The sequence below is a fragment of the Bacillus sp. BC08 genome, from assembly GCF_054326875.1.
This window is the reverse complement of the sequence record NZ_JBTGPA010000008.1, coordinates 1-23,093: the sequence shown is the minus strand read 5'-3', so window position 1 is coordinate 23,093 and position 23,093 is coordinate 1. Positions and strand designations below refer to the sequence as shown.

Here is a 23,093-nt window from a genome sequence, read left to right as displayed (position 1 = left end):
ATTTCATACGCTATTATTCACCAACATATGGTAAAAGTGCCATTTGACGAGCACGTTTAATTGCAACTGTAAGTTTGCGTTGGTATTTTGCGCTTGTTCCTGTTACACGACGAGGTAAAATTTTACCACGCTCAGAAACGAAACGTTTTAATAAATCAACATCTTTATAGTCAATGCGAGTGATGCCGTTAGATGTGAAGAAACACACCTTACGACGTTTCGCACGTCCACCTTTGCGTCCTGCCATGTCTATTCCCTCCATTCTTTGTTAAAACTAACTAATTTACTGTATTAGAACGGTAAATCGTCGTCGGAAATGTCGATCGGTTGACCTACATTTGAAAATGGATCGTCATTCTTCGTAAATCCAGAGTTTCCTTGGTTACCTTGGTTGCCTGAATTACTAGATTGACCAAATGGGTTAGAGCTTTGGTTACCGAAACCAGCTCCTGATGGTTGCTGATTAAATGAACCACGTTGCTCCCCACCGCCATTACGCGGCTCTAAAAATTGTACGCTTTCCGCAAGAACTTCTGTTACATATACACGTTTTCCATCTTGTCCATCGTAATTACGAGTTTGAAGACGTCCATCTACGCCTGCTAAGCTACCTTTTTTCAAATAATTTGCTACGTTTTCTGCTTGTTTACGCCATATTACACAATTAATAAAGTCAGCTTCACGCTCACCTTGTTGATTCGCAAATGCGCGATTCACAGCTAACGTAAAAGTAGCTACTGCAACACCATTGGGCGTGTAACGTAAGTCAGGGTCCTTAGTTAAACGACCAACGAGGATAACACGATTCATCAATCGAACCACTCTCCCTTATATATCAATTATTTTTCTTCTTCTTTAACAACGATATGACGAAGGATGTCTTCGTTGATCTTAGCTAAACGGTCGAATTCGTTAATCGCTTCTGCGTTAGAGTTCACGTTTAAGATCATGTAGAAACCTTCACGTAAGTCGTTGATTTCGTAAGCTAAACGACGCTTACCCCACTCTTTCGTGTTAATGATTTCTGCACCATTGTTTGTTAAAACACCTGCGAAACGTTCAACTAAAGCTTTTTGAGCTTCTTCTTCAACGCCAGGACGAATGATGTACATAATTTCGTACTTTCTCATTACACTTTCACCTCCTTTTGGTCTAAACGGCCCATAATGGGCAAGGAGCAATTAATTTATAGTAATTACTCACGAGTTTAGATTATATCATAGTAAGTTAGATGAATCAACTCACCCATGCATAAAAAACTTGGCAAACACGTAATATATTTGCCAAGCTCATACCTTTATTTTTCCTAGGAAATATTAAATTAAACGTTGAAGCGGAAGTGCATAACGTCTCCGTCTTTTACGATATACTCTTTTCCTTCTAAACGAACTTTACCAGCTTCTTTTGCAGCTGTCATAGAACCGTTTGTCATTAAGTCTTCGTAAGAAACTGTTTCTGCACGAATAAATCCACGCTCGAAGTCCGTATGAATTACGCCAGCACATTGTGGTGCTTTCATACCTTGTTTAAACGTCCATGCACGTACTTCTTGCACACCTGCTGTGAAGTAAGTAGCAAGTCCTAATAAATCATATGCAGCACGAATTAATTGATCTAAACCAGATTCTTCAATGCCTAGTTCTTCAAGGAATACTTTTTTCTCTTCTTCGTCTAGCTCAGCGATTTCTTCTTCGATTTTTGCACATACAACAATTACTTGAGAATTTTCATTTGCAGCAAATTCTTTTACCATTTGTACGTATTTGTTTTCAGAAGGGTCGATAATATCGTCCTCACTTACGTTTGCTACGTATAACATTTCTTTCGTTGTAAGTAAATGAAGGCCTTTAACAATCTTCATTTGCTCTTCTGTGAATTCAACAGTACGAGCTGGTTTGCCCTCTTCAAAAGCTTCTTTTAAGCGAACTAAAATTTCATGCTCATATACTGCTTCTTTATCTTTTTGTCTTGCTAATTTCGCAACACGTTCGATACGTTTATCAACAGATTCTAAATCTGCTAAGATTAGCTCTAAGTTGATTGTTTCAATATCATCGATCGGATCTACTTTCCCTGAAACGTGTGTAATATTTTCGTCTTCAAAACAACGTACAACTTGGCAAATTGCATCTACTTGGCGAATGTGAGATAAGAATTTATTTCCTAAACCTTCACCTTTACTAGCACCTTTTACGATACCTGCAATATCAGTAAACTCAAATACAGTCGGAACAGTTTTTTTCGGTTCTACTAATTCCGTTAATTTATTTAAACGCTCATCTGGTACTTCTACAATCCCTACGTTTGGATCAATTGTACAGAATGGATAGTTTGCAGATTCTGCTCCTGCTTGTGTAATTGCATTAAATAAAGTTGACTTCCCTACGTTAGGTAATCCAACAATCCCAGCCGTTAATCCCATATTTTTCACTCCTATGTCTCAATCTTTCATCATTATAGATAGTAACGAAAAAAATGACAAGTTTCCTCCAAACGAAAAAAAGTAACAGCTACCCACTGCAACTGTTACTTTCTCTCTATTCTTCGTGCTTCACAAGTATTTTTTTCACCTTACGATCAAATTCTCTTCGAGGAATCATTACTGAATGGTCACATCCCTCGCACTTAATGCGGATATCCATTCCCATACGAATAATCTTCCAGCGATTCTCACCACATGGGTGGGCTTTCTTCATTTCCACAACATCGTACAAGTTATACTGCTTTTGCTCCATTCTCCAAACCCCTCTCCATACTAAATTGCTTTTCCACTCACCAATTCTTCACGATTATATAAAACCATACGTGGATATGGAATTTCAATTCCATGTAAATCTAGACGATTTTTAATTTCTTTACGAAGGGCTCTTGCAACAACCGCATGTTGCATCGGCTCTACTTCCGCAATAACACGTAATATAACTTCTGATGCAGCCAATGTTTGCACACCTAATAACTGAGGCCTTGCTACCATTTGCGTATACTGTGCAGGTAATTCTTCTAATAAATCTTCAATGACTTGCTCCGCTTTCGCTATATCAGCCTCATACGAAATGGATACATCAACAAATGCTACACTATTACTAACGGAATAGTTCGTAACTTGAATGATACTTCCGTTTGGTAAAGTATGAATTTCACCTGTCCAACTCTTTACTTTCGTTGTACGAAGTCCAATTTCTAGAACGACACCTTCAAACTGCCCAATTTTCACATAGTCACCTACTGAAAATTGATCTTCTAGCAAAATAAATAACCCCGTAATGACATCTTTCACTAAACTTTGAGCACCAAATCCGACTGCTAAACCAATTACCCCGGCACCCGCTAATAGACCAGATGCATTAATATTAAACACACCCAAAATCGCAATTAACATAATAAACATAACAACGTATGCCACAATATTTTCAAGTAACTTCGCTACTGTAACTGTACGACGTTCTGAAATTTGAATTGGCGAACGGCTTCCCATACGAAACGCATTTCGCACAATTGCACGCGCAACTCGTACAACAACCGCACCAATTATTAAAATAATACATATTTTCAATGTCGCTGTTCCAATATCAGCCCAACGATCAGCATTTAATAAATACTGTTTTGTGGCATTAAACCACTTTGTTAATAAATCCATGTACCTCTACCTCTCCAGCCAAAATTTCTTTTTAGTTATCCTTCTTATTGTATCAGAAGTCTCCTAATTGCTGAAAAAATTTTATGACTTTAATTATATTTGTTAACTTCCATACAGGTATAAAATGGAACAAATATATATATACTAGTACTATTATTTCCGTTTTCACTCAAGTTTTACAAGAAGTACGCACTTATAGTTTTCCATTTTACTCACCATATAACATATTTTGAAAATTTATTAAAAGGATGGATGCTTCATGAATATTGGAAGTTTTCGCTTACCCTTTTTCGAAAAAGAAACTCAAAATGTTATGCACCAAGACGTAGAAGCCTCCGAGATCATTAGTAATTTCTTACTTTCCCATATCCCTATTAAAACAAATATACCGATTATTCTCGTTTGTATTGGAACAGATCGTTCTACAGGCGATGCACTTGGTCCGTTAGTCGGTACGAAACTAGAACAAGTAGGAATTAAAAACTTCCAATTGTTTGGCACACTAGATGAGCCAGTACATGCACTAAATTTAGAAGAAAAAATTCAGAATATACAGAAAGATAATCCAAATTCGTTTATAATTGCGGTTGATGCCTGTTTAGGAAAGTCTCAAAATATCGGTTCCATCACTACCGGAATGGGGCCTAGTAAACCTGGAGCTGCGATGAACAAAAAGTTACCTGCTGTTGGTGATTTACATATTCACGGCATCGTAAATCTAAATGGTTTTATGGAGTTTTTCGTCCTGCAGAATACGAGATTAAGTTTAGTCATGAAAATGGCTGATGTCATTGCACAAAGTATAAAAGAAACAGACCAAAAATTATCTGTATTAAAAAAAGCAAACCATCTATAAATAATAAGATGGTTTGCTTTTTAGTTTTTCTGTGCTAATAATTCTAAAATACGATTTAAATCTTCTTTATTAAAAAATTCAATTTCGATTTTACCTTTTTCTTTTTTCGTTTCTTTAATCTTCACATCTGTGCCAAACTTTTCTCTTAAGAACGTTTCGCGTTCTACAAAAAATATATTTCTCTCTTTTTTCACTTGTTTTGTTTCACGTGAAACGCGTTGATTAATCTCCTGAACAATTCCCTCTAGTTGACGAACATTTAATCCTTCTTTTTCGATTCGTTTTAATAAAGATTTTAATTGTTCTTCATCTTTTATCGTAAGCAAAGTTCTCCCATGAGCCATTGAAAGTTGGCCATTTGCAATCATATCTTGCACAAAAGAAGGGAGGCTTAATAACCGCGTATAGTTTGCAATGTAAGGTCTGCTCTTACCAAGACGTTTTGCTAATTGTTCCTGCGTTATATTTAGCTCATTCATTAACATTTGATATGCCATTGCTTCTTCCATTGGATTTAAATCTTCTCGTTGTAAGTTTTCAAGCAATGCAAACTCCATCATTTGCTGCTCATTTAATTGTCTTACAACAGCAGGTACCTTTTCGAGCCCCGCCTCTTTGGCAGCACGATATCTTCTTTCGCCTGCAACGATTTCATATCCTTTAATACTCTTTCTAGCAATTAATGGTTGCAGTATGCCGTGCTCTTTAATAGAAGCCGACAATTCTTGAATCGCCTCTTTATTAAAGTGTTTACGTGGTTGATATGGATTCGGTCTTAATTCAGTTATCGCAATCTCCTGAATTGTCTCTTCTTCTTTTACATCTAAATCAGGAAAAAACACATTGATTCCTCTTCCTAATCCTTTAGCCACCTGCAATCACTTCCTCTGCTAAATCTATATATACTTCTGCCCCTCTTGATTTAGCGTCATACTGCATAATTGGTTTCCCATGACTTGGTGCTTCACTTAAACGAACATTACGAGGAATAATCGAACGGTATACTTTATCTCTAAAGTATTTTTTCACTTCATCTATAACCTGAATCCCTAAATTCGTACGGGCATCCAACATTGTTAGCAATACACCTTGAATTGCTAGATTTTTATTTAAGTGCTTTTGCACAAGTCGAACTGTATTTAATAGCTGACTTAATCCTTCCAGTGCGTAATATTCGCATTGAACAGGAATAATAACAGAATCTGCTGCGGTTAATGCATTAATCGTTAATAACCCTAAGGACGGGGGACAGTCGATAATAATATAGTCATATTCATCACGAACTGGCTGTAATGCCCTTTGTAAACGTACTTCCCGGGAAATAGTCGGTACCAATTCAATTTCAGCACCTGCTAATTGAATTGTAGCGGGTAGAACATCTAAGTTTTCAGTTGCGGTTTTACGTATAACCCCTTGAACATCTGCATCTTCCACAAGAACATTGTAAATACATTGATCTAATTCGGATTTTTCAATTCCCACACCAGTCGTTGCATTTCCTTGAGCATCAATATCTACAAGAAGGACCTTTTTACCTACTTGTGCTAATCCAGCCCCTAAATTAACAGATGTGGTTGTTTTCCCAACGCCACCTTTTTGATTGGCAATAGCAATGATTTTTCCCATGATGTCACCTACTTTCAACCTTTCTATCTTATTCTAGTAACAATTACGTTTATTGTAACATGAAATAAAAGTTTTTCTTTTACGTCCTTATTAAACTTCAAAATTTATTTGTAAACTCCTTCTTCATCTAACAAGAAAATATAGTAAAAGAGACCTATCCAATAGGATAAGGTCTCTAACACGCCATTATTATTTTTTCTTTGGAATTTGAATTGTAATTTGATAGTACTCATCAAATTCTTCTTCCTCAGAATTAACATTTAAACCACTGTCAGCAACCATTTGTAATGACTGCCTAATTGTATTCATGGCAATTCTCGTATCTCGACTTACTGCTTTTTGCTTTGCCTTACGCTTCGGTTTTGCTTCCTCTAGTAATTTCGCAATTCGTTCCTCTGTTTGCTTTACATTCAGCTGTTTCTCCACAATTTCCTGTAAAACCTTCAGTTGTAATTCCTCATTTTTTAAAGGAATGAGCGCGCGAGCATGTCTTTCTGTAATGCTTTTTTCTAATAACGCACTTTTTATTTCTTCAGGCAACTTTAACAATCGCAACTTATTTGCGATTGTGGATTGTCCTTTTCCAAGTCGTTGCGCCAATGCTTCTTGTGTTAAATTATGTAACTCAATTAGCTTTTGATATGCCACAGCTTCCTCGATTGCTGTTAGTTCCTCACGTTGCAAGTTTTCAATTAAAGCTACAGAAGCTGTCTCTGTATCATTTAAGTTTTTTATAATTGCAGGAACCTTTTCCCACCCTAACTTTGTTGCGGCACGGAAACGTCTTTCCCCAGCAATAATCTCGTACTTATCATCCTCATATTGCCTCACAACAATTGGCTGAATAAGTCCATGTGTACGAATCGTTAATGCTAGCTCTTCAATACGCGCATCATCAAAAACTGTTCTTGGTTGATAACGGTTAGGGGTAATATTTACTATCGGAATTTCTTGTATTTCTTCATATACCTTTTTATCTATTTCTTCATGGCTTTCGTCTTGTAATTCGAATTCGCTCTCTTTATCTCCAAAGCCAAATAAACGAGAAAACGTATTTTTCATACATATTCCACCACCTTTTAGGCCTATTGACTATTCTCCATAAAATGTTTCCTATGAAACATTTACGTTTTCATTTATATAATTTAATCTTACGTCTAATAAGATTTATTTTTCAATAGGTAATTTATTGGGTGTTCCCGGTTTGCGTGGATATTTCTTTGGTGTCTTGCGCTTTTTCTCGATTAATAAAATATTACGTTCACTTTCTTCAAACGGTAATTGGAACGTAGACATTTCTTTTAGATCCCCGCCTAGCACCTCTAAAGCATACTTGCCATTTTCAATTTCTTCGTTTGCTGCAGCGCCTTTCATTGCAATGAATGTTCCTCCAACTTTTACAAGTGGTAAACATAGCTCACTCAATACCGAAAGACGCGCAACTGCACGTGCCATTACAATATCGTACGATTCACGTACACCTTCTTTTTTCCCAAATGTTTCAGCACGATCATGACAAAACGCAACGTCACTTAATTCCAACTTTTGTGCTAAATGATTTAGGAAATTAATGCGTTTTTGCAATGAGTCTACAATTGTCACTTTTAAGTGCGGGAAACAGATTTTTAAAGGAATACTTGGGAATCCAGCTCCTGCGCCAACATCACAAATTGAGAATGGTTTTGAAAAATCATAATAAAAGGCAGCTGTAATAGAATCAAAAAAGTGTTTTAAATATACTTCTTCTTTCTCCGTAATAGCCGTTAAATTCATTTTTTCATTCCACTCTACTAATGTTTCGAAGTAGATTTCGAACTGCTCTAACTGTCTAGAAGAGAGGGTGATCCCCTTCTCTTCTAGCATAGATTGAAATTGTTCTATGTTCATCTAGCAATATCTCCTTACTATTTATTGGTTCGATACTCGCGCAATTTTTCCTTGTTCAATATACACAAGTAAAATGGAAACATCCGCTGGGTTTACGCCAGAAATACGTGAAGCCTGCCCCATTGAAAGTGGACGAACATCTTTCAATTTCTGTCTAGCTTCTGAGGCAAGACTAGAAATCGCATCATAATCAATATCCACAGGGATTTTTTTGTTTTCCATTTTCTTCATGCGCTCTACTTGCTGTAAAGATTTTTCAATATATCCTTCGTACTTAATCTGAATTTCAACTTGCTCTGTCACTTCATCACTTAATTCTACTTCACTTGGTACTAAAAGATGAATGTGCTCATATGTCATCTCTGGACGACGTAATAAGTCACTTGCACGTATTCCATCTTTCAATTCACTTCCGCCAATGCTACGAATTAATTCTTGAACTTCAGGACGTGGCTTAATAATGATGCTGCTTAAACGTTCCTTTTCCTGTTCAATTTGTAATTTTTTATTTGTAAATCGCTCATAGCGCTCTTCTTTAATTAATCCAATTTCACGACCAACTTCAGTTAAACGAAGATCAGCATTATCATGGCGTAATAATAGGCGATATTCTGCACGAGACGTTAATAAACGATATGGTTCATTTGTACCTTTCGTTACAAGATCATCAATTAAGACACCAATATAAGCATCCTCGCGACCTAAAATAACTTCTTTTTTGCCTAAAGAACGACATGCTGCATTAATCCCAGCCATAAGCCCTTGTCCTGCGGCCTCTTCATAACCAGAAGTTCCGTTAATCTGCCCTGCTGTATATAAATTCTTAATTTTTTTCGTTTCAAGTGTTGGCCATAGTTGTGTTGGCACAATCGCATCATATTCAATTGCATAACCTGTACGCATCATTTCAACGTTTTCTAGACCAGGGATTGTTCTAAGCATATCACGCTGCACATCTTCTGGTAAGCTTGTGGATAAACCTTGTACATACACTTCTTGTGTATTACGTCCCTCTGGCTCTAAGAAAATTTGATGACGTGGTTTATCATTAAACCTTACTACTTTGTCTTCAATTGAAGGACAATATCTAGGTCCTGTTCCCTTAATCATACCAGAATACATAGCTGAGCGATGTAGGTTTTCATCTATTAAACGATGTGTTTCCGTACTTGTATACGTCAACCAACATGGAATTTGATCCATAATAAATTTTGTCGTTTCAAAAGAGAAAGATCGTGGTTTATCATCACCTGGCTGAATTTCTGTTTTACTGTAATCAATTGTATTACTATTTACACGCGGAGGTGTACCTGTTTTAAATCTAACAAGATCAAATCCAAGCTCCTCTAAATGCTCCGATAAAGTAATAGATGGTTGTTGATTATTCGGACCGCTCGAATACTTTAAATCCCCCATAATAATCTCACCGCGTAAAAATGTTCCAGTCGTAATTACTACTGTCTTTGCTGTATATTCAGCACCAGATTGCGTAATTACCCCTTTACATTCGCCATCTTCAACGATTAAACGCTCTACCATTCCTTGGAACAACGTTAGGTTTGGTGTTTCTTCAATTGTTTTCTTTAATTCATGCTGGTAAGAGAACTTATCTGCTTGTGCTCGAAGTGCGCGTACAGCTGGTCCTTTACCCGTATTTAACATACGCATTTGAATATGTGTTTTATCAATGTTGCGTCCCATTTCTCCGCCTAATGCATCAATTTCACGAACAACAATCCCTTTTGCTGGTCCACCAACAGAAGGGTTACATGGCATAAACGCTACCATATCTAAATTAATTGTTAACATTAATGTGTTGGAGCCCATTCGTGCTGCCGCAAGACCAGCTTCACATCCTGCATGACCTGCACCGATTACTATGACATCGTATGAACCGGCATTGTATCCCATTGTTTATTCCTCCTAATAATCTCTATCTTTCTAAAACATCACTATATTATTTTCCTAAACAAAATTGAGAGAACAGCTGGTCAATTAGGCTTTCATGGACCGTATCACCAGTAATTTCACCAAGTATTTCCCACGTTCTTGTTAAATCAATTTGTACCATATCAATTGGAACACCATTTTCTATCGCCTCAATCGCATCTCCAATTGTTTTTCCTGCTTGTGTTAATAATCCAATATGTCTTGCATTAGAAACATATGTCACATCTGCAGAATCGATTGCTCCTTCAAAGAATAAGTCAGCTATTGCCTTTTCAAGCTCATCTATTCCTTGTTCCTCAATTAACGATGTTGTAATAACACGATTTCCCGCTGCTAATTCTGTAACACGTTCCATATCAATTGTTTGCGGTAAATCAGTCTTATTTACAATAACAATGAAATCTTTTCCTTGTACGGCACGGAATAGATCTTCATCCTCATTCGTCAAAGCCTCGCTATAATTAACGACAACTAAAACTAAATCAGCTTGGCTCATCATTTCTTTTGAACGCTCTACACCAATTCTTTCAACAACATCTTCTGTTTCACGAATTCCGGCTGTATCTATAAGTTTAAGTGGTACACCACGCACATTAACGTACTCTTCAATAACATCACGAGTTGTTCCTGCAATATCCGTTACAATTGCCTTTTTCTCCTGAACGAGACTATTTAATAGCGATGACTTCCCAACGTTAGGTCTACCGATGATCGCAGTAGCAATACCTTCCCGTAAAATTTTTCCTTGTTTCGATGTTTCTAATATTTTTGCAATTTCGGCACGAACATGTGTAGCTTTCTCAATTAAAATATTATGTGTCATTTCTTCCACATCATCATATTCCGGGTAATCTATGTTTACCTCAACATGAGCTAACGTTTCTAATATGTCCTGACGCAGACGGCCGATTAATTTAGATAATCGTCCTTCCATTTGATTAATCGCTACGTTCATTGCACGATCTGTTTTTGCACGGATTAAGTCCATAACAGCTTCTGCTTGTGATAAATCAATACGGCCATTTAAAAAAGCACGTTTCGTAAATTCACCAGGCTCCGCTAATCGTACTCCTTGCGCTAAAATAAGCTGCAACACTTTGTTTACCGAAACAAGTCCACCGTGACAGTTAATTTCTACTATATTTTCACGTGTAAAAGTCCTTGGTGCACGTAGAATAGACACCATCACTTCTTCAATAACCTGATTTGTATCTAAATCAACAATATGACCATAATGAATTGTGTGAGAAGGAACCTCTGTTAAATCCTTCCCTTTAAAAATACGATTAACTTTTTCAACCGCATCATCCCCACTTACTCGAACAATGGCAATTGCACCCTCTCCAAGCGCTGTGGAAATCGCGGCAATTGTATCAAATTCCATGTCCTTTCACCTCACTTGCTTATTTATCTCTATTTCAACATGATTATTTTCTTCACTAAATTATTAGAATACCATAACGAACCTATCTACAAAAGAATAATAACTCATTTTATTATGTCCTCATGTAAAAAACACTAAACTTATTCACAGTGGATAAGTTTAGTGTTTTTTAGTTATCCACACTTATTTTTCGCTCAAAAAAACCGGCACTCAATTGAGTAACCGGTCACTTGGAAGATATTACAACATGTCGATGTGGTTCTTTTCCTTCAGAAGTTGTAATGATATTTTGATGATTAGATAATGCTTGATGGATAATCTTTCGTTCAAAAGATGGCATAGGCTCCAACACAACCCTTTTTTTCGTACTTACTACTTGTTTTGCTAATCGATAAGAAAGGGCTTCTAATGTACCTTTTCTTTTATTACGATAATTTTCAGCATCAAGTGTGATGCCAATATACTGCTTCGTATTACGATTCGCCACAAGCTTTGTTAAATACTGTAAAGAATTTAAGGTGTTTCCTCTTTTTCCAATCAAAACACCTATGTTTTTGCCAGAAATTGTAAATTCAACTTCACGTCCTTTTACAATTTTACTAATCTCAGCTTCCACACCCATATCGCGAATCACATTTTTTAAATATTCTTCACATTCTTGAATCGGATCTTTCTTCAATACAACTTCTACTACTGCAGGTCGATTCCCAAATAAACCTAGGAACCCTCTTTTACCTTCATCGATAATATTTATATCTACTCGGTCTTCTGAAACATTTAATTGTCTTAAAGCATCCTGTACTGCCAGCTCGACTGTTTGTCCTTTAGCAGTAATTACACTCACTTGCTTGATCCTCCTGCCTTACTAGCCTTAATTTCTGGCCCCTTGATCAAGTACATTTGAGCGATACCAAAGATATTACCAACAACCCAGTAAAGTGATAATGCAGCTGGGAAGTTAATTGCAAAGACTAAAATCATAATTGGCATAAGCCAAATCATCATTGCCATTTGCGGATTTTGACCAGCTGTTCCTGCCATTGCAAGCTTTTGCTGAATAAATGTCGTAATTGCCGCAACAACCGGTAAGATATAGAACGGGTCTGCCTGTCCTAAGTCGAACCATAAGAATGTATGCTTACTAATTTCTGCTGTTCTCATGATCGCATGGTAAAACGCGAATAAAATAGGCATCTGAACAAAGATTGGTAAACATCCTGCTAATGGGTTTACACCATTTTTTTGATATAACTGCATCATTTCTTGCTGTAGTTTTTGCTGTGTTGCTTGATCTTTAGAACTATATTTCTCTTTTAACTTCACCATTTCTGGTTGTAACGCCTGCATTGCTTTCGTACTCTTCGTTTGTTTAATCATTAATGGTAATAATGCAAAACGAATGATAAGCGTTGTAACAACGATTGCTAAACCGTAATTACTACCAAATAAGTTGGCAAAATACGTAATTAACTGAGAAAGCGGATATACGAAATATTCATTCCAAATTCCAGTACTTTTCGGCGTAATCGGCTGATTCACTTCACTACAGCCAGTAGCAATTGCCATTAATGCAATAACCATGGCTAGTAAACCTATTTTCTTTTTCAAAGCCTGCTCCTCCTTGTTTCGGTATGTATATAGTGTAATTCATTTCCTTACGCTACTTTTTTATTCTTTTCATACCAGAGCGTTTAAAGACATGAATTAAGCTTTTCTTTAATTCTTCATATGTCATCTCTGCACAAGGCTTCCTTGCTATTATAACAAAATCTTTTCCAGAATCTATCTCATCTTTTAATTCTGTGATTGACTGGCGAATCATACGTTTAATTCGGTTACGCACTACTGCATTTCCTATTTTTTTGCTGACAGAAAGACCAATACGAAAGTTTGGCTGCTCTGCCTTATCTAGTTGATAGACAACAAGCTGACGATTCGCATTCGATTTTCCTTTTTGAAAAACCGTCTGGAATTCATCATTCTTTTTTATACGATGTGTTTTCTTCATATCAATTGACACTCCTGTAGTTCATCAGTGGAAATTCACTATTATTAGAAAAAAAGACCACTGAACGATCAGTGGTCTACGCAGATAATACTTTTCTTCCTTTACGACGACGAGCTGCTAGCACTTTACGTCCGTTCGCTGTGCTCATACGGCTGCGGAAACCATGTACTTTGCTGCGCTTACGTTTATTTGGTTGGTAAGTTCTTTTCATTATATGACACCTCCCTGAGGAATATCTGTTAAAGACAGTCCTATAAATTATAGTTAATCAACTAGGAAAATGTCAATGGTTCTCGAAATTTTCATCAAATATTCATTTTGAACCTATTCACATACTTTTTCACAGACCCTACATTTCCTTGTGGATAAATGTTTTTTCTTGTTTTTTATATCCACAAACTCTTCTCACACTTTTACACAGTATATCGTGTTGTGGACAAGTTTATTCCACAAGGTATTGATTTTGTGGATAACTTTCTGAAATTCATTGCTATAGCTACTTTTTTTTGATATTATAGTTGTGTTTTCACTTTGAATAAGTTTTCCACATCTTTATCTTATCCACAATTTGTGTATAACATGTGGACAGTTTTAATCACATGTGGGTAAATGATTATCCACATTCGCTTTTTTTGTCGAAAACCCTATCTCATATACAAACGACGTTTTTAGGTTTTAAAATACGTTTCGTATAAATATACATTTTATATTTATTTAGGTTGTACATTTGTTGCGCAACCTTATTCTTTTACCATCTTAGTAAAGGAGGGACACCTTTGGAAAACATCTCTGATTTATGGAACAGCGCCTTAAAAGAACTAGAAAAAAAGGTCAGTAAGCCAAGTTATGAAACATGGTTAAAGTCAACAACCGCGCATAATTTAAAGAAAGACGTATTAACAATTACGGCTCCAAATGAATTCGCTCGTGATTGGTTAGAATCTCATTATTCAGAGCTAATTTCGGAAACACTTTACGATTTAACGGGGGCAAAATTAGCTATTCGCTTTATTATTCCCCAAAGTCAAGCTGAAGAGGAGATTGATCTTCCTCCTTCTAAACCAAATTCAGCACAAGATGATTCTAATCATTTACCACAGAGTATGCTAAATCCAAAATATACGTTTGATACATTTGTTATTGGCTCTGGTAACCGTTTTGCTCACGCTGCTTCATTGGCCGTAGCTGAAGCACCAGCTAAAGCATATAATCCCCTCTTTATTTACGGGGGCGTTGGACTCGGAAAGACTCATTTAATGCATGCAATTGGTCATTATGTAATTGAACATAATCCAAACGCGAAGGTTGTATATTTATCATCAGAAAAATTTACAAATGAATTCATTAATTCTATTCGTGATAATAAAGCGGTCGATTTCCGTAATAAATACCGTAATGTAGATGTTTTATTGATAGATGATATTCAATTTCTAGCAGGAAAAGAACAAACTCAAGAAGAGTTTTTCCATACATTCAATGCATTACACGAAGAAAGTAAACAAATTGTAATTTCAAGTGATCGGCCACCAAAAGAAATTCCAACTTTAGAAGACCGTCTTCGTTCTCGCTTTGAATGGGGACTCATTACGGATATTACGCCACCAGATTTAGAAACACGAATTGCAATTTTACGTAAAAAAGCAAAGGCTGAAGGACTCGATATACCAAATGAGGTTATGCTTTATATTGCAAATCAAATTGATTCAAACATTCGTGAACTAGAAGGTGCACTCATAAGAGTTGTAGCTTATTCATCTTTAATTAACAAAGATATTAATGCCGATTTAGCAGCTGAAGCACTTAAAGATATTATTCCAAATTCTAAACCAAAAATTATCTCTATTTATGATATTCAAAAAGCTGTTGGAGATGTTTATCAAATAAAATTGGAAGATTTCAAGGCGAAAAAGCGAACAAAATCAGTTGCCTTCCCTCGCCAAATTGCAATGTATTTATCACGCGAACTTACAGACTCCTCCTTACCTAAAATAGGTGAAGAATTTGGTGGACGTGATCATACAACAGTTATCCATGCCCATGAAAAAATTTCTAAGCTACTTAAAACGGATACGCAATTACAAAAGCAAGTTGAAGAAATTAACGATATTTTAAAGTAGTAGCTGAATAGTGTGAATAACTTACCTTGTTTTACGCACAGTCTATCCACATGTAGATAGACTGTTTTTACATCCTTTAGCGGGGTTATCCACATATCCACAAGCCCTATTACTATTACTACTATTTTTTATCTTTATTAATTAAATAAAATCTTATACTTACCGGAGGTTTTTCTTTATGCGTTTTACAATACAAAAAGACTATCTTGTAAGAAGTGTACAAGATGTAATGAAGGCTGTTTCTTCTCGTACAACAATTCCGATCCTTACAGGAATTAAAATTGTCGCTACAGAAGAAGGGGTTACGTTAACAGGAAGCGATGCTGATATTTCTATTGAATCCTTTATCCCAGTTGAAGACGATGGAAAAGAAATCGTAGAAGTAGCGCAATCAGGAAGTATTATTTTACAAGCAAAATATTTTAGTGAGATTGTAAAAAAATTACCTAAAGAGACTGTCGAAATTTCTGTGGAAAATCATTTTATGACGAAAATAACTTCTGGAAAATCGGAGTTTAATTTAAATGGTTTAGATTCTGCTGAATATCCATTGTTACCACAAATTGAAGAACATCATGTTTTTAAGATTCCAACAGATTTACTAAAACATATGATCAGACAAACTGTATTTGCAGTTTCCACTTCTGAAACAAGACCGATCTTGACAGGTGTAAACTGGAAAGTATATAACAGCGAATTAACTTGCATTGCTACAGATAGTCACAGGTTAGCTCTTCGAAAAGCAAAAATCGAAGGAATCGCAGATGAATTTCAAGCAAATGTTGTTATTCCGGGTAAAAGCTTAAATGAATTAAGCAAAATTCTAGATGAGTCTGAAGAAATGGTAGATATCGTTATTACGGAGTATCAAGTATTATTCCGTACAAAGCATTTATTATTCTTCTCAAGATTGTTAGAAGGGAATTATCCTGATACAACTCGTTTAATTCCAGCTGAAAGTAAAACAGATATTTTTGTAAATACAAAAGAATTTTTACAAGCAATTGACCGTGCATCTTTATTAGCAAGAGATGGTCGTAATAATGTTGTAAAATTATCAACTTTAGAACAGGAAATGCTAGAAATTTCTTCGAATTCACCAGAAATCGGGAAAGTAGTAGAAGAAGTTCAATGTGAAAAAGTAGATGGGGAAGAGTTAAAAATATCTTTTAGTGCAAAATATATGATGGATGCACTAAAAGCTTTAGATAGTACTGAAATTAAAATTAGCTTTACTGGCGCAATGAGACCATTCTTAATTCGCACAGTAAATGATGAGTCCATTATTCAATTAATTTTACCGGTTCGTACTTACTAAGTAAGAAGTAAGGGTTGCTAGTTTTCAGATACTAGTAGCCCTTATTTGATTTTTGGGTATTACTTTCCTAATGTTAGTTTATTTAGTACAATGAAAGAATGAACACTTTCAGAAAGTGAGCGATTTTATGAAACGTATTAAAATTTCAACAGAGTATATTACACTAGGACAATTTTTAAAGTTAGCCGATGTAATTGATACAGGTGGCGCTGTAAAATGGTTTTTACAAGAATATGAAGTGTACGTGAATCAAGAACTTGAAAATAGAAGAGGTCGCAAATTATATGCGAACGATATTATTGAAATTCCAGGAAGCGGAAGTTTCCAAGTTCAGGCATAAAGGGGGAGCCCTTTGTTTATTTCAGAAATACAGTTAAAAAACTATCGCAATTATGAAAAGTTAGAGCTTTCCTTTGAAGATAAAGTGAATGTGATTATCGGTGAAAACGCGCAAGGGAAAACGAATTTGATGGAAGCTATTTACGTTTTAGCGATGGCGAAATCTCATAGAACCTCTAATGATCGCGAGCTTATCCGTTGGGATGAAGACTTCGGTCAAATTAAAGGGAAATTACAAAAGAGAAATAGTTCTTTGTCTTTGGAATTAAATATTTCGAAAAAAGGTAAAAAGGCAAAATTAAATCAACTTGAACAACAAAAATTGAGTCAATATATTGGCATGATGAATGTTGTCATGTTTGCCCCAGAAGATTTAAATCTTGTAAAAGGAAGCCCTCAAGTAAGAAGACGCTTTTTAGATATGGAATTAGGACAAATAGCCCCAGTCTATTTGTATGAATTGAGTCAATATCAAAAGGTGCTCACGCAACGAAATCACTTGCTGAAAAAGATGCAAGGGAATAGTAAGAATGAGGAAACGATGTTGGATGTATTTACACTTCAACTTATTGAGCATGGTGCAAAAATATTGCAAAAACGGTTTGAATTTTTGCATTTACTACAAGAATGGGCAGCTCCAATTCATCGCGGTATAAGCCGTGGATTAGAAGAATTAGAAATTGTCTATAAACCAAGTGTAGATGTATCAGAATCAATGGATTTGTCGAAAATAAAAGAAGTATACTATGAAAATTTTCAATCTGTGAAACAACGTGAGATTTTCCGTGGTACGACTTTAATTGGTCCTCATCGTGATGATTTACAATTCTTCGTTAATAGTAAAAATGTTCAAGTCTTTGGTTCGCAAGGACAACAACGAACGACCGCACTGTCCCTAAAATTAGCTGAAATTGAATTGATTTACTCAGAAGTTAAGGAATATCCGATTCTTTTATTGGATGATGTATTATCAGAATTAGATGATTATCGTCAATCGCATCTGTTAAATACAATTCAAGGAAAAGTGCAAACATTTGTGACAACGACGAGTGTCGACGGAATTGAACACGAAACATTAAAAGAAGCGAAAACAATTCATGTAACGAACGGCACGGTAGATTGTGAAATAGATAGGGCGTAATCCCTATTTAAATGGAAAAGTAGGTGATCTTTGTGTCAATGGAACAAAAGCAAATGGAAGAAAACTCATATGATGAAAGTCAGATACAGGTACTTGAAGGATTAGAAGCGGTGCGAAAACGTCCTGGTATGTATATTGGATCTACAAGTGGAAAAGGACTTCACCATCTTGTGTGGGAGATCGTCGATAATAGTATCGATGAAGCACTTGCAGGGTATTGTGATGAAATTAACGTTAGTATCGAAGAAGATAATAGTATTCGTGTAACGGATAATGGACGTGGTATTCCAGTTGGTATACAAGAAAAAATGGGACGTCCTGCTGTAGAAGTTATAATGACCGTTCTTCATGCTGGTGGTAAGTTTGGCGGTGGCGGTTATAAAGTTTCTGGCGGTTTGCATGGTGTTGGGGCATCTGTAGTAAATGCTCTATCAACGGAACTAGAGGTATTTGTACATCGTGAAGGAAAAATCCATTATCAAAAATACGAACGAGGTATTCCGGTTGCGGATTTAAAAGTCATTGGTGACACAGATCAAACAGGAACGATAACTCGATTTAAACCAGATCCAGAAATTTTTCAGGAAACAATAGTATACGAATTTGATACGTTAGCAACTCGTATGCGCGAATTAGCATTTTTAAATCGTAATATTAAATTAACAATTGAAGATAAACGTGAACATAAACAGAAGAAAGAATTCCATTATGAAGGTGGAATTAAATCATATGTTGAACATTTAAATCGTTCAAAACAGCCAATTCATGAAGAACCTGTATATGTAGAAGGTTCAAAAGATGGTATTCAAGTTGAAGTTGCGCTTCAATATAACGAAGGATATACAAATCATATTTACTCATTTACAAATAATATTCATACGTATGAAGGTGGTACACATGAGGTAGGATTTAAAACAGCCTTAACTCGTGTGATCAACGATTATGGCCGTAAAAATAATATTTTAAAAGATGCGGATAGTAATTTAACTGGTGAAGACGTTCGTGAAGGTTTAACGGCAATTGTGTCGATTAAACATCCAAATCCGCAATTCGAAGGACAAACGAAGACGAAACTTGGAAATAGTGAAGCAAGAACGATTACAGAGTCAGTGTTCTCAGAGGCATTTGAAAAGTTCTTACTGGAAAATCCCAATGTTGCGCGTAAAATTATAGATAAAGGGACGATGGCAGCCCGTGCACGTGTAGCAGCTAAAAAGGCTCGTGAGTTAACTCGCCGAAAGAGTGCTTTAGAAGTTTCAAGTTTACCAGGGAAATTGGCAGACTGTTCTTCTAAAGATCCAGCAATTAGTGAAATTTATATCGTAGAGGGTGACTCTGCGGGTGGTTCTGCGAAGCAAGGGCGCGATCGTCATTTCCAAGCAATCTTACCGTTGAAGGGTAAAATTATTAATGTCGAAAAGGCACGTTTAGATAAGATTTTATCAAATGATGAAGTTCGTACAATTATTACAGCGATCGGTACAAATATCGGCGGAGACTTCGATATTGAAAAAGCACGCTATCATAAAGTTATTATTATGACTGATGCCGATGTTGATGGTGCGCATATTCGTACCCTATTATTAACGTTCTTCTATCGTTATATGCGTCAAATAATTGAGTGTGGTTATATATATATCGCACAGCCACCTTTGTTTAAAGTACAACAAGGTAAGAAAATTCAATATGCTTACAACGATAAGGAACTTGAAAAAATCTTAGCGGAATTACCAGCCCAACCTAAGCCGGGAATTCAGCGTTATAAAGGTCTAGGGGAAATGAATCCAACTCAGTTATGGGAGACGACAATGGACCCAGAAGTACGTTCGTTACTTCAAGTTTCTCTTCAAGATGCAATTGAAGCGGATGAAACATTTGAAATTTTAATGGGAGATAAAGTAGAGCCGCGTCGTAACTTTATCCAAGAAAATGCAAAATACGTGAAAAACCTTGATATTTAAATGGGTAATGACAGGAATCTAAGTATTCCTGTCTTCTACATATAAATCAATGTATGTGTAACGGAAATGTAAGAGGAGGTGCTCGTTGATGTCAGACAATCAACAACAAGCACGAATTCGAGAAATTAATATTAGTCATGAAATGCGTACATCGTTTTTAGATTACGCAATGAGTGTTATCGTATCTCGTGCATTACCAGATGTTCGTGATGGATTAAAACCTGTGCATCGTAGGGTTTTATATGCGATGAATGATTTAGGAATTACAGCTGATAAAGCGTATAAGAAATCAGCGCGTATTGTCGGTGAAGTAATTGGTAAGTATCACCCTCACGGTGATTCAGCTGTTTACGAGACGATGGTACGTATGGCGCAAGATTTTAGTCAGCGTTATATGCTTGTTGATGGGCATGGTAACTTTGGTTCTGTTGATGGCGATTCAGCAGCAGCGATGCGTTATACAGAAGCAAGAATGTCTAAGATTTCTATGGAATTAATACGTGATATTTCAAAAAATACGATTGATTATCAAGATAACTATGATGGTTCTGAAAGAGAGCCAATTGTATTGCCAGCGCGTTTCCCTAATTTATTAGTGAATGGTACGACGGGTATTGCGGTTGGCATGGCAACAAATATCCCGCCTCATCAACTCGGTGAAGTAATTGATGGTGTATTGGCACTAAGTCATAATCCTGACATTACGATTGCGGAATTAATGGAGTTTATTCCAGGACCTGATTTTCCAACAGCAGGTTTAATTTTGGGACGAAGTGGGATTCGAAGAGCGTATGAAACAGGTAGAGGCTCTATTATGCTTCGAGCTAAAGTTGAAATTGAAGAGAAGTCAAATGGTAAACAATCTATTCTCGTAACTGAACTACCTTATCAAGTTAATAAGGCACGATTAATTGAAAAAATCGCAGAATTAGTTCGTGATAAGAAAATTGAAGGTATTACGGATTTACGTGATGAGTCAGATCGAAACGGTATGCGTATTGTTATGGAAGTACGCCGTGATGCTAATGCCAATGTACTATTAAATAATCTATATAAACATACAGCACTTCAAACAAGTTTCGGTATTAATATGTTGTCTCTTGTAAATGGAGAGCCACAAGTATTGAATTTAAAACAAAATTTATATCATTACTTGGAGCATCAGAAGGTAGTAATTCGTCGACGTACTGCTTATGAATTAGAAAAAGCAGAGGCGCGTGCTCATATTTTAGAAGGATTAAGAATTGCTCTAGATCACCTTGATGAAGTTATTACGTTAATTCGTAGTTCGAAAACAGCAGATATTGCAAAGCAAGGCTTAATGGAACGTTTCGGTTTAAGTGAGAAACAAGCGCAAGCAATTTTAGATATGCGTCTGCAACGTTTAACAGGATTAGAACGGGAAAAAATTGAGCAAGAATATCAAGACTTAATGAAGTTAATCGCTGAATTAAAAGCAATCTTAGCAGATGAAGAGAAAGTTCTTGAAATTATTCGTGAAGAATTAACGGAAGTAAAAGAGCGCTTCAATGATAAGAGACGCACAGAAATTACAATTGGCGGCATGGAATTTATTGAAGATGAAGATTTGATTCCAGAGCAAAACATCGCTATTACGTTAACTCATAATGGTTATATTAAGAGGTTGCCAGCTTCTACGTACAAAACACAGAATCGTGGTGGACGTGGTGTACAAGGAATGGGAACAAATGATGATGATTTCGTAGAACATTTATTAACTACTTCTACGCATGATCACATTTTATTCTTTACTAATAAAGGGAAAGTATACCGTACGAAAGGATATGAAATCCCAGAGTATAGTCGTACAGCAAAAGGTATACCTATTATTAACTTATTAGGTGTAGATAAGGGTGAATGGATTAACGCCATTATTCCAATTCGGGAATTTGGTGACGATGAATTCTTATTCTTCACAACAAAACAAGGTATTTCTAAGAGAACGCCACTTTCATCATTTGCAAATATACGTACAAATGGTTTAATTGCAATCTCTCTTCGTGAAGAGGATGAAGTAATATCTGTACGTTTAACATCTGGTGATAAGGATATTATTGTAGGAACAAGCAACGGTATGCTAATTCGCTTTAACGAGCAAGATGTACGTTCTATGGGACGTAATGCGGCTGGTGTAAAAGCAATTACATTAGGTGACGAAGATCAAGTTGTAGGCATGGAAATCGTCGAAGAGGATGTAAATGTTCTAATTGTAACCAAAAATGGTTATGGAAAACGTACACCAATTGATGAATACCGTCTACAAAGCCGTGGTGGTAAAGGTCTGAAGACTTGTAATATTACAGATAAAAACGGTAAGTTAGTAGCTGTTAAATCTGTAACAGGTGAAGAAGACATCATGTTAATTACGGCAGCGGGTGTTATTATTCGTATGCCAGTTGATCAAATCTCTCAAATGGGACGTAATACACAAGGTGTTCGTCTAATTCGTTTAGAGGATGAGCAAGAGGTAGCGACGGTAGCAAAAGCACAAAAAGATGAAGAAGAGGAATCTAACGAAGAGGTTTCTTCTGAAGAATAAGAGGGTGGGATTTTCCCCCTCTTATTTTTTTATAATAATACTTGCATAGCAATAGAAAACTCTATATAATAGGCAGAGTCAACAAATGAGAGATACAAATTATCTTAAAAAACTTGTTGACGAAAATAATATACTATGATATATTATGAAAGTCGCTGAAACGCGATATTGAACTTTGAAAACTAAACGAAACAAACAACGTGAAACGTCAATTTTTATTTTTAGATGCTAGACAAACTAACTTTATTGGAGAGTTTGATCCTGGCTCAGGATGAACGCTGGCGGCGTGCCTAATACATGCAAGTCGAG

The 23,093-nt window shown here is 36.1% G+C and carries 23 protein-coding genes and 1 rRNA gene; 8 read left to right on the top strand and 16 right to left on the bottom strand.

Annotation, left to right across the window (positions count from 1 at the left end; translation table 11 throughout):
* Positions 1-13 precede the first annotated feature (13 nt).
* The 6 genes from rpsR to ACXVYO_RS00980 form a co-directional block, all read right to left on the bottom strand.
* Positions 14-247, bottom strand: coding sequence for a 30S ribosomal protein S18 (gene rpsR, locus ACXVYO_RS01005; RefSeq protein WP_000918874.1), 234 nt, complete (start codon positions 245-247; stop codon positions 14-16).
* Between the two features lie 44 nt (positions 248-291).
* Positions 292-813: a single-stranded DNA-binding protein gene (gene ssb, locus ACXVYO_RS01000; protein ID WP_000981963.1), complete on the bottom strand. Its 522-nt coding sequence runs from the start codon at positions 811-813 to the stop codon at positions 292-294.
* 26 nt (positions 814-839) lie between these two features.
* Positions 840-1,130 carry a 30S ribosomal protein S6 gene (rpsF, locus tag ACXVYO_RS00995; protein WP_001233781.1) on the bottom strand — a complete coding sequence of 97 codons (291 nt, stop codon included), beginning with the start codon at positions 1,128-1,130 and terminating at the stop codon, positions 840-842.
* A gap of 191 nt (positions 1,131-1,321) precedes the next feature.
* Positions 1,322-2,422, bottom strand: a complete 1,101-nt coding sequence (gene ychF / locus ACXVYO_RS00990; RefSeq protein ID WP_000524656.1) for a redox-regulated ATPase YchF — start codon at positions 2,420-2,422, stop codon at positions 1,322-1,324.
* A 115-nt stretch (positions 2,423-2,537) separates the two neighbouring features.
* Positions 2,538-2,735, bottom strand: a complete 198-nt coding sequence (locus ACXVYO_RS00985; RefSeq protein ID WP_000436051.1) for a DUF951 domain-containing protein — start codon at positions 2,733-2,735, stop codon at positions 2,538-2,540.
* 20 nt (positions 2,736-2,755) lie between these two features.
* Positions 2,756-3,637 carry a mechanosensitive ion channel family protein gene (locus ACXVYO_RS00980; RefSeq protein WP_242253526.1) on the bottom strand — a complete coding sequence of 294 codons (882 nt, stop codon included), beginning with the start codon at positions 3,635-3,637 and terminating at the stop codon, positions 2,756-2,758.
* Positions 3,638-3,896: 259 nt separating this feature from the next.
* Here ACXVYO_RS00980 and yyaC point away from each other — a divergent pair, with 259 nt between their 5' ends.
* Positions 3,897-4,493, top strand: a complete 597-nt coding sequence (gene yyaC / locus ACXVYO_RS00975; protein ID WP_458465807.1) for a spore protease YyaC — start codon at positions 3,897-3,899, stop codon at positions 4,491-4,493.
* Between the two features lie 20 nt (positions 4,494-4,513).
* Here the strand turns inward: yyaC and spo0J are convergent, their stop codons facing one another.
* The 10 genes from spo0J to rpmH form a co-directional block, all read right to left on the bottom strand.
* Complete coding sequence (gene spo0J / locus ACXVYO_RS00970) at positions 4,514-5,365, bottom strand: stage 0 sporulation protein Spo0J (RefSeq protein WP_458465806.1); 852 nt, start codon at positions 5,363-5,365, stop codon at positions 4,514-4,516.
* Positions 5,358-6,119, bottom strand: coding sequence for a sporulation initiation inhibitor protein Soj (soj, locus tag ACXVYO_RS00965; RefSeq protein ID WP_000516117.1), 762 nt, complete (start codon positions 6,117-6,119; stop codon positions 5,358-5,360). The genes spo0J and soj overlap by 8 nt, the downstream gene beginning before the upstream one ends.
* A gap of 189 nt (positions 6,120-6,308) precedes the next feature.
* Positions 6,309-7,181, bottom strand: a complete 873-nt coding sequence (noc, locus tag ACXVYO_RS00960) for a nucleoid occlusion protein (RefSeq protein WP_000799027.1) — start codon at positions 7,179-7,181, stop codon at positions 6,309-6,311.
* Between the two features lie 105 nt (positions 7,182-7,286).
* The gene (rsmG, locus tag ACXVYO_RS00955) at positions 7,287-8,006 is read right to left on the bottom strand and encodes a 16S rRNA (guanine(527)-N(7))-methyltransferase RsmG (protein ID WP_001019622.1); all 720 of its coding nucleotides are present in this window, start codon (positions 8,004-8,006) and stop codon (positions 7,287-7,289) included.
* 21 nt (positions 8,007-8,027) lie between these two features.
* Positions 8,028-9,917 carry a tRNA uridine-5-carboxymethylaminomethyl(34) synthesis enzyme MnmG gene (gene mnmG, locus ACXVYO_RS00950; RefSeq protein WP_073519039.1) on the bottom strand — a complete coding sequence of 630 codons (1,890 nt, stop codon included), beginning with the start codon at positions 9,915-9,917 and terminating at the stop codon, positions 8,028-8,030.
* A gap of 46 nt (positions 9,918-9,963) precedes the next feature.
* Complete coding sequence (gene mnmE / locus ACXVYO_RS00945) at positions 9,964-11,340, bottom strand: tRNA uridine-5-carboxymethylaminomethyl(34) synthesis GTPase MnmE (protein WP_000393765.1); 1,377 nt, start codon at positions 11,338-11,340, stop codon at positions 9,964-9,966.
* A gap of 226 nt (positions 11,341-11,566) precedes the next feature.
* Positions 11,567-12,184 carry an RNA-binding cell elongation regulator Jag/EloR gene (gene jag, locus ACXVYO_RS00940; protein WP_458465805.1) on the bottom strand — a complete coding sequence of 206 codons (618 nt, stop codon included), beginning with the start codon at positions 12,182-12,184 and terminating at the stop codon, positions 11,567-11,569.
* Positions 12,181-12,948: a YidC family membrane integrase SpoIIIJ gene (gene spoIIIJ, locus ACXVYO_RS00935; RefSeq protein WP_061679591.1), complete on the bottom strand. Its 768-nt coding sequence runs from the start codon at positions 12,946-12,948 to the stop codon at positions 12,181-12,183. Before spoIIIJ ends, jag begins: the two co-directional genes overlap by 4 nt.
* 52 nt (positions 12,949-13,000) lie before the next feature.
* Positions 13,001-13,348 carry a ribonuclease P protein component gene (gene rnpA, locus ACXVYO_RS00930; RefSeq protein ID WP_000750813.1) on the bottom strand — a complete coding sequence of 116 codons (348 nt, stop codon included), beginning with the start codon at positions 13,346-13,348 and terminating at the stop codon, positions 13,001-13,003.
* Positions 13,349-13,424: 76 nt separating this feature from the next.
* On the bottom strand, positions 13,425-13,559 hold the full coding sequence (rpmH, locus tag ACXVYO_RS00925) for a 50S ribosomal protein L34 (RefSeq protein ID WP_000831901.1): 135 nt from the start codon (positions 13,557-13,559) through the stop codon (positions 13,425-13,427).
* Between the two features lie 565 nt (positions 13,560-14,124).
* Between rpmH and dnaA the strand changes: the two genes are divergently transcribed.
* The 7 genes from dnaA to ACXVYO_RS00890 all read left to right on the top strand — a co-directional run.
* A complete protein-coding gene (dnaA, locus tag ACXVYO_RS00920) occupies positions 14,125-15,465 on the top strand; it encodes a chromosomal replication initiator protein DnaA (RefSeq protein ID WP_016085337.1) in 1,341 nt (446 codons plus the stop codon).
* A 178-nt stretch (positions 15,466-15,643) separates the two neighbouring features.
* Entirely contained in the window at positions 15,644-16,783 is a 1,140-nt protein-coding gene (gene dnaN, locus ACXVYO_RS00915) for a DNA polymerase III subunit beta (RefSeq protein WP_001212888.1), read from the top strand.
* A 127-nt stretch (positions 16,784-16,910) separates the two neighbouring features.
* Positions 16,911-17,123 carry a S4 domain-containing protein YaaA gene (yaaA, locus tag ACXVYO_RS00910; RefSeq protein WP_000821366.1) on the top strand — a complete coding sequence of 71 codons (213 nt, stop codon included), beginning with the start codon at positions 16,911-16,913 and terminating at the stop codon, positions 17,121-17,123.
* A 12-nt stretch (positions 17,124-17,135) separates the two neighbouring features.
* The gene (recF, locus tag ACXVYO_RS00905) at positions 17,136-18,263 is read left to right on the top strand and encodes a DNA replication/repair protein RecF (RefSeq protein WP_000470743.1); all 1,128 of its coding nucleotides are present in this window, start codon (positions 17,136-17,138) and stop codon (positions 18,261-18,263) included.
* A gap of 38 nt (positions 18,264-18,301) precedes the next feature.
* Positions 18,302-20,224 (top strand): DNA topoisomerase (ATP-hydrolyzing) subunit B, encoded by a 1,923-nt coding sequence (gene gyrB / locus ACXVYO_RS00900; RefSeq protein ID WP_327799181.1) that lies wholly within the window; start codon positions 18,302-18,304, stop codon positions 20,222-20,224.
* 88 nt (positions 20,225-20,312) lie between these two features.
* Positions 20,313-22,784 carry a DNA gyrase subunit A gene (gyrA, locus tag ACXVYO_RS00895; RefSeq protein ID WP_001282859.1) on the top strand — a complete coding sequence of 824 codons (2,472 nt, stop codon included), beginning with the start codon at positions 20,313-20,315 and terminating at the stop codon, positions 22,782-22,784.
* Between the two features lie 243 nt (positions 22,785-23,027).
* Positions 23,028-23,093: ribosomal RNA gene (locus ACXVYO_RS00890) — 16S ribosomal RNA — on the top strand; the annotation flags it as partial.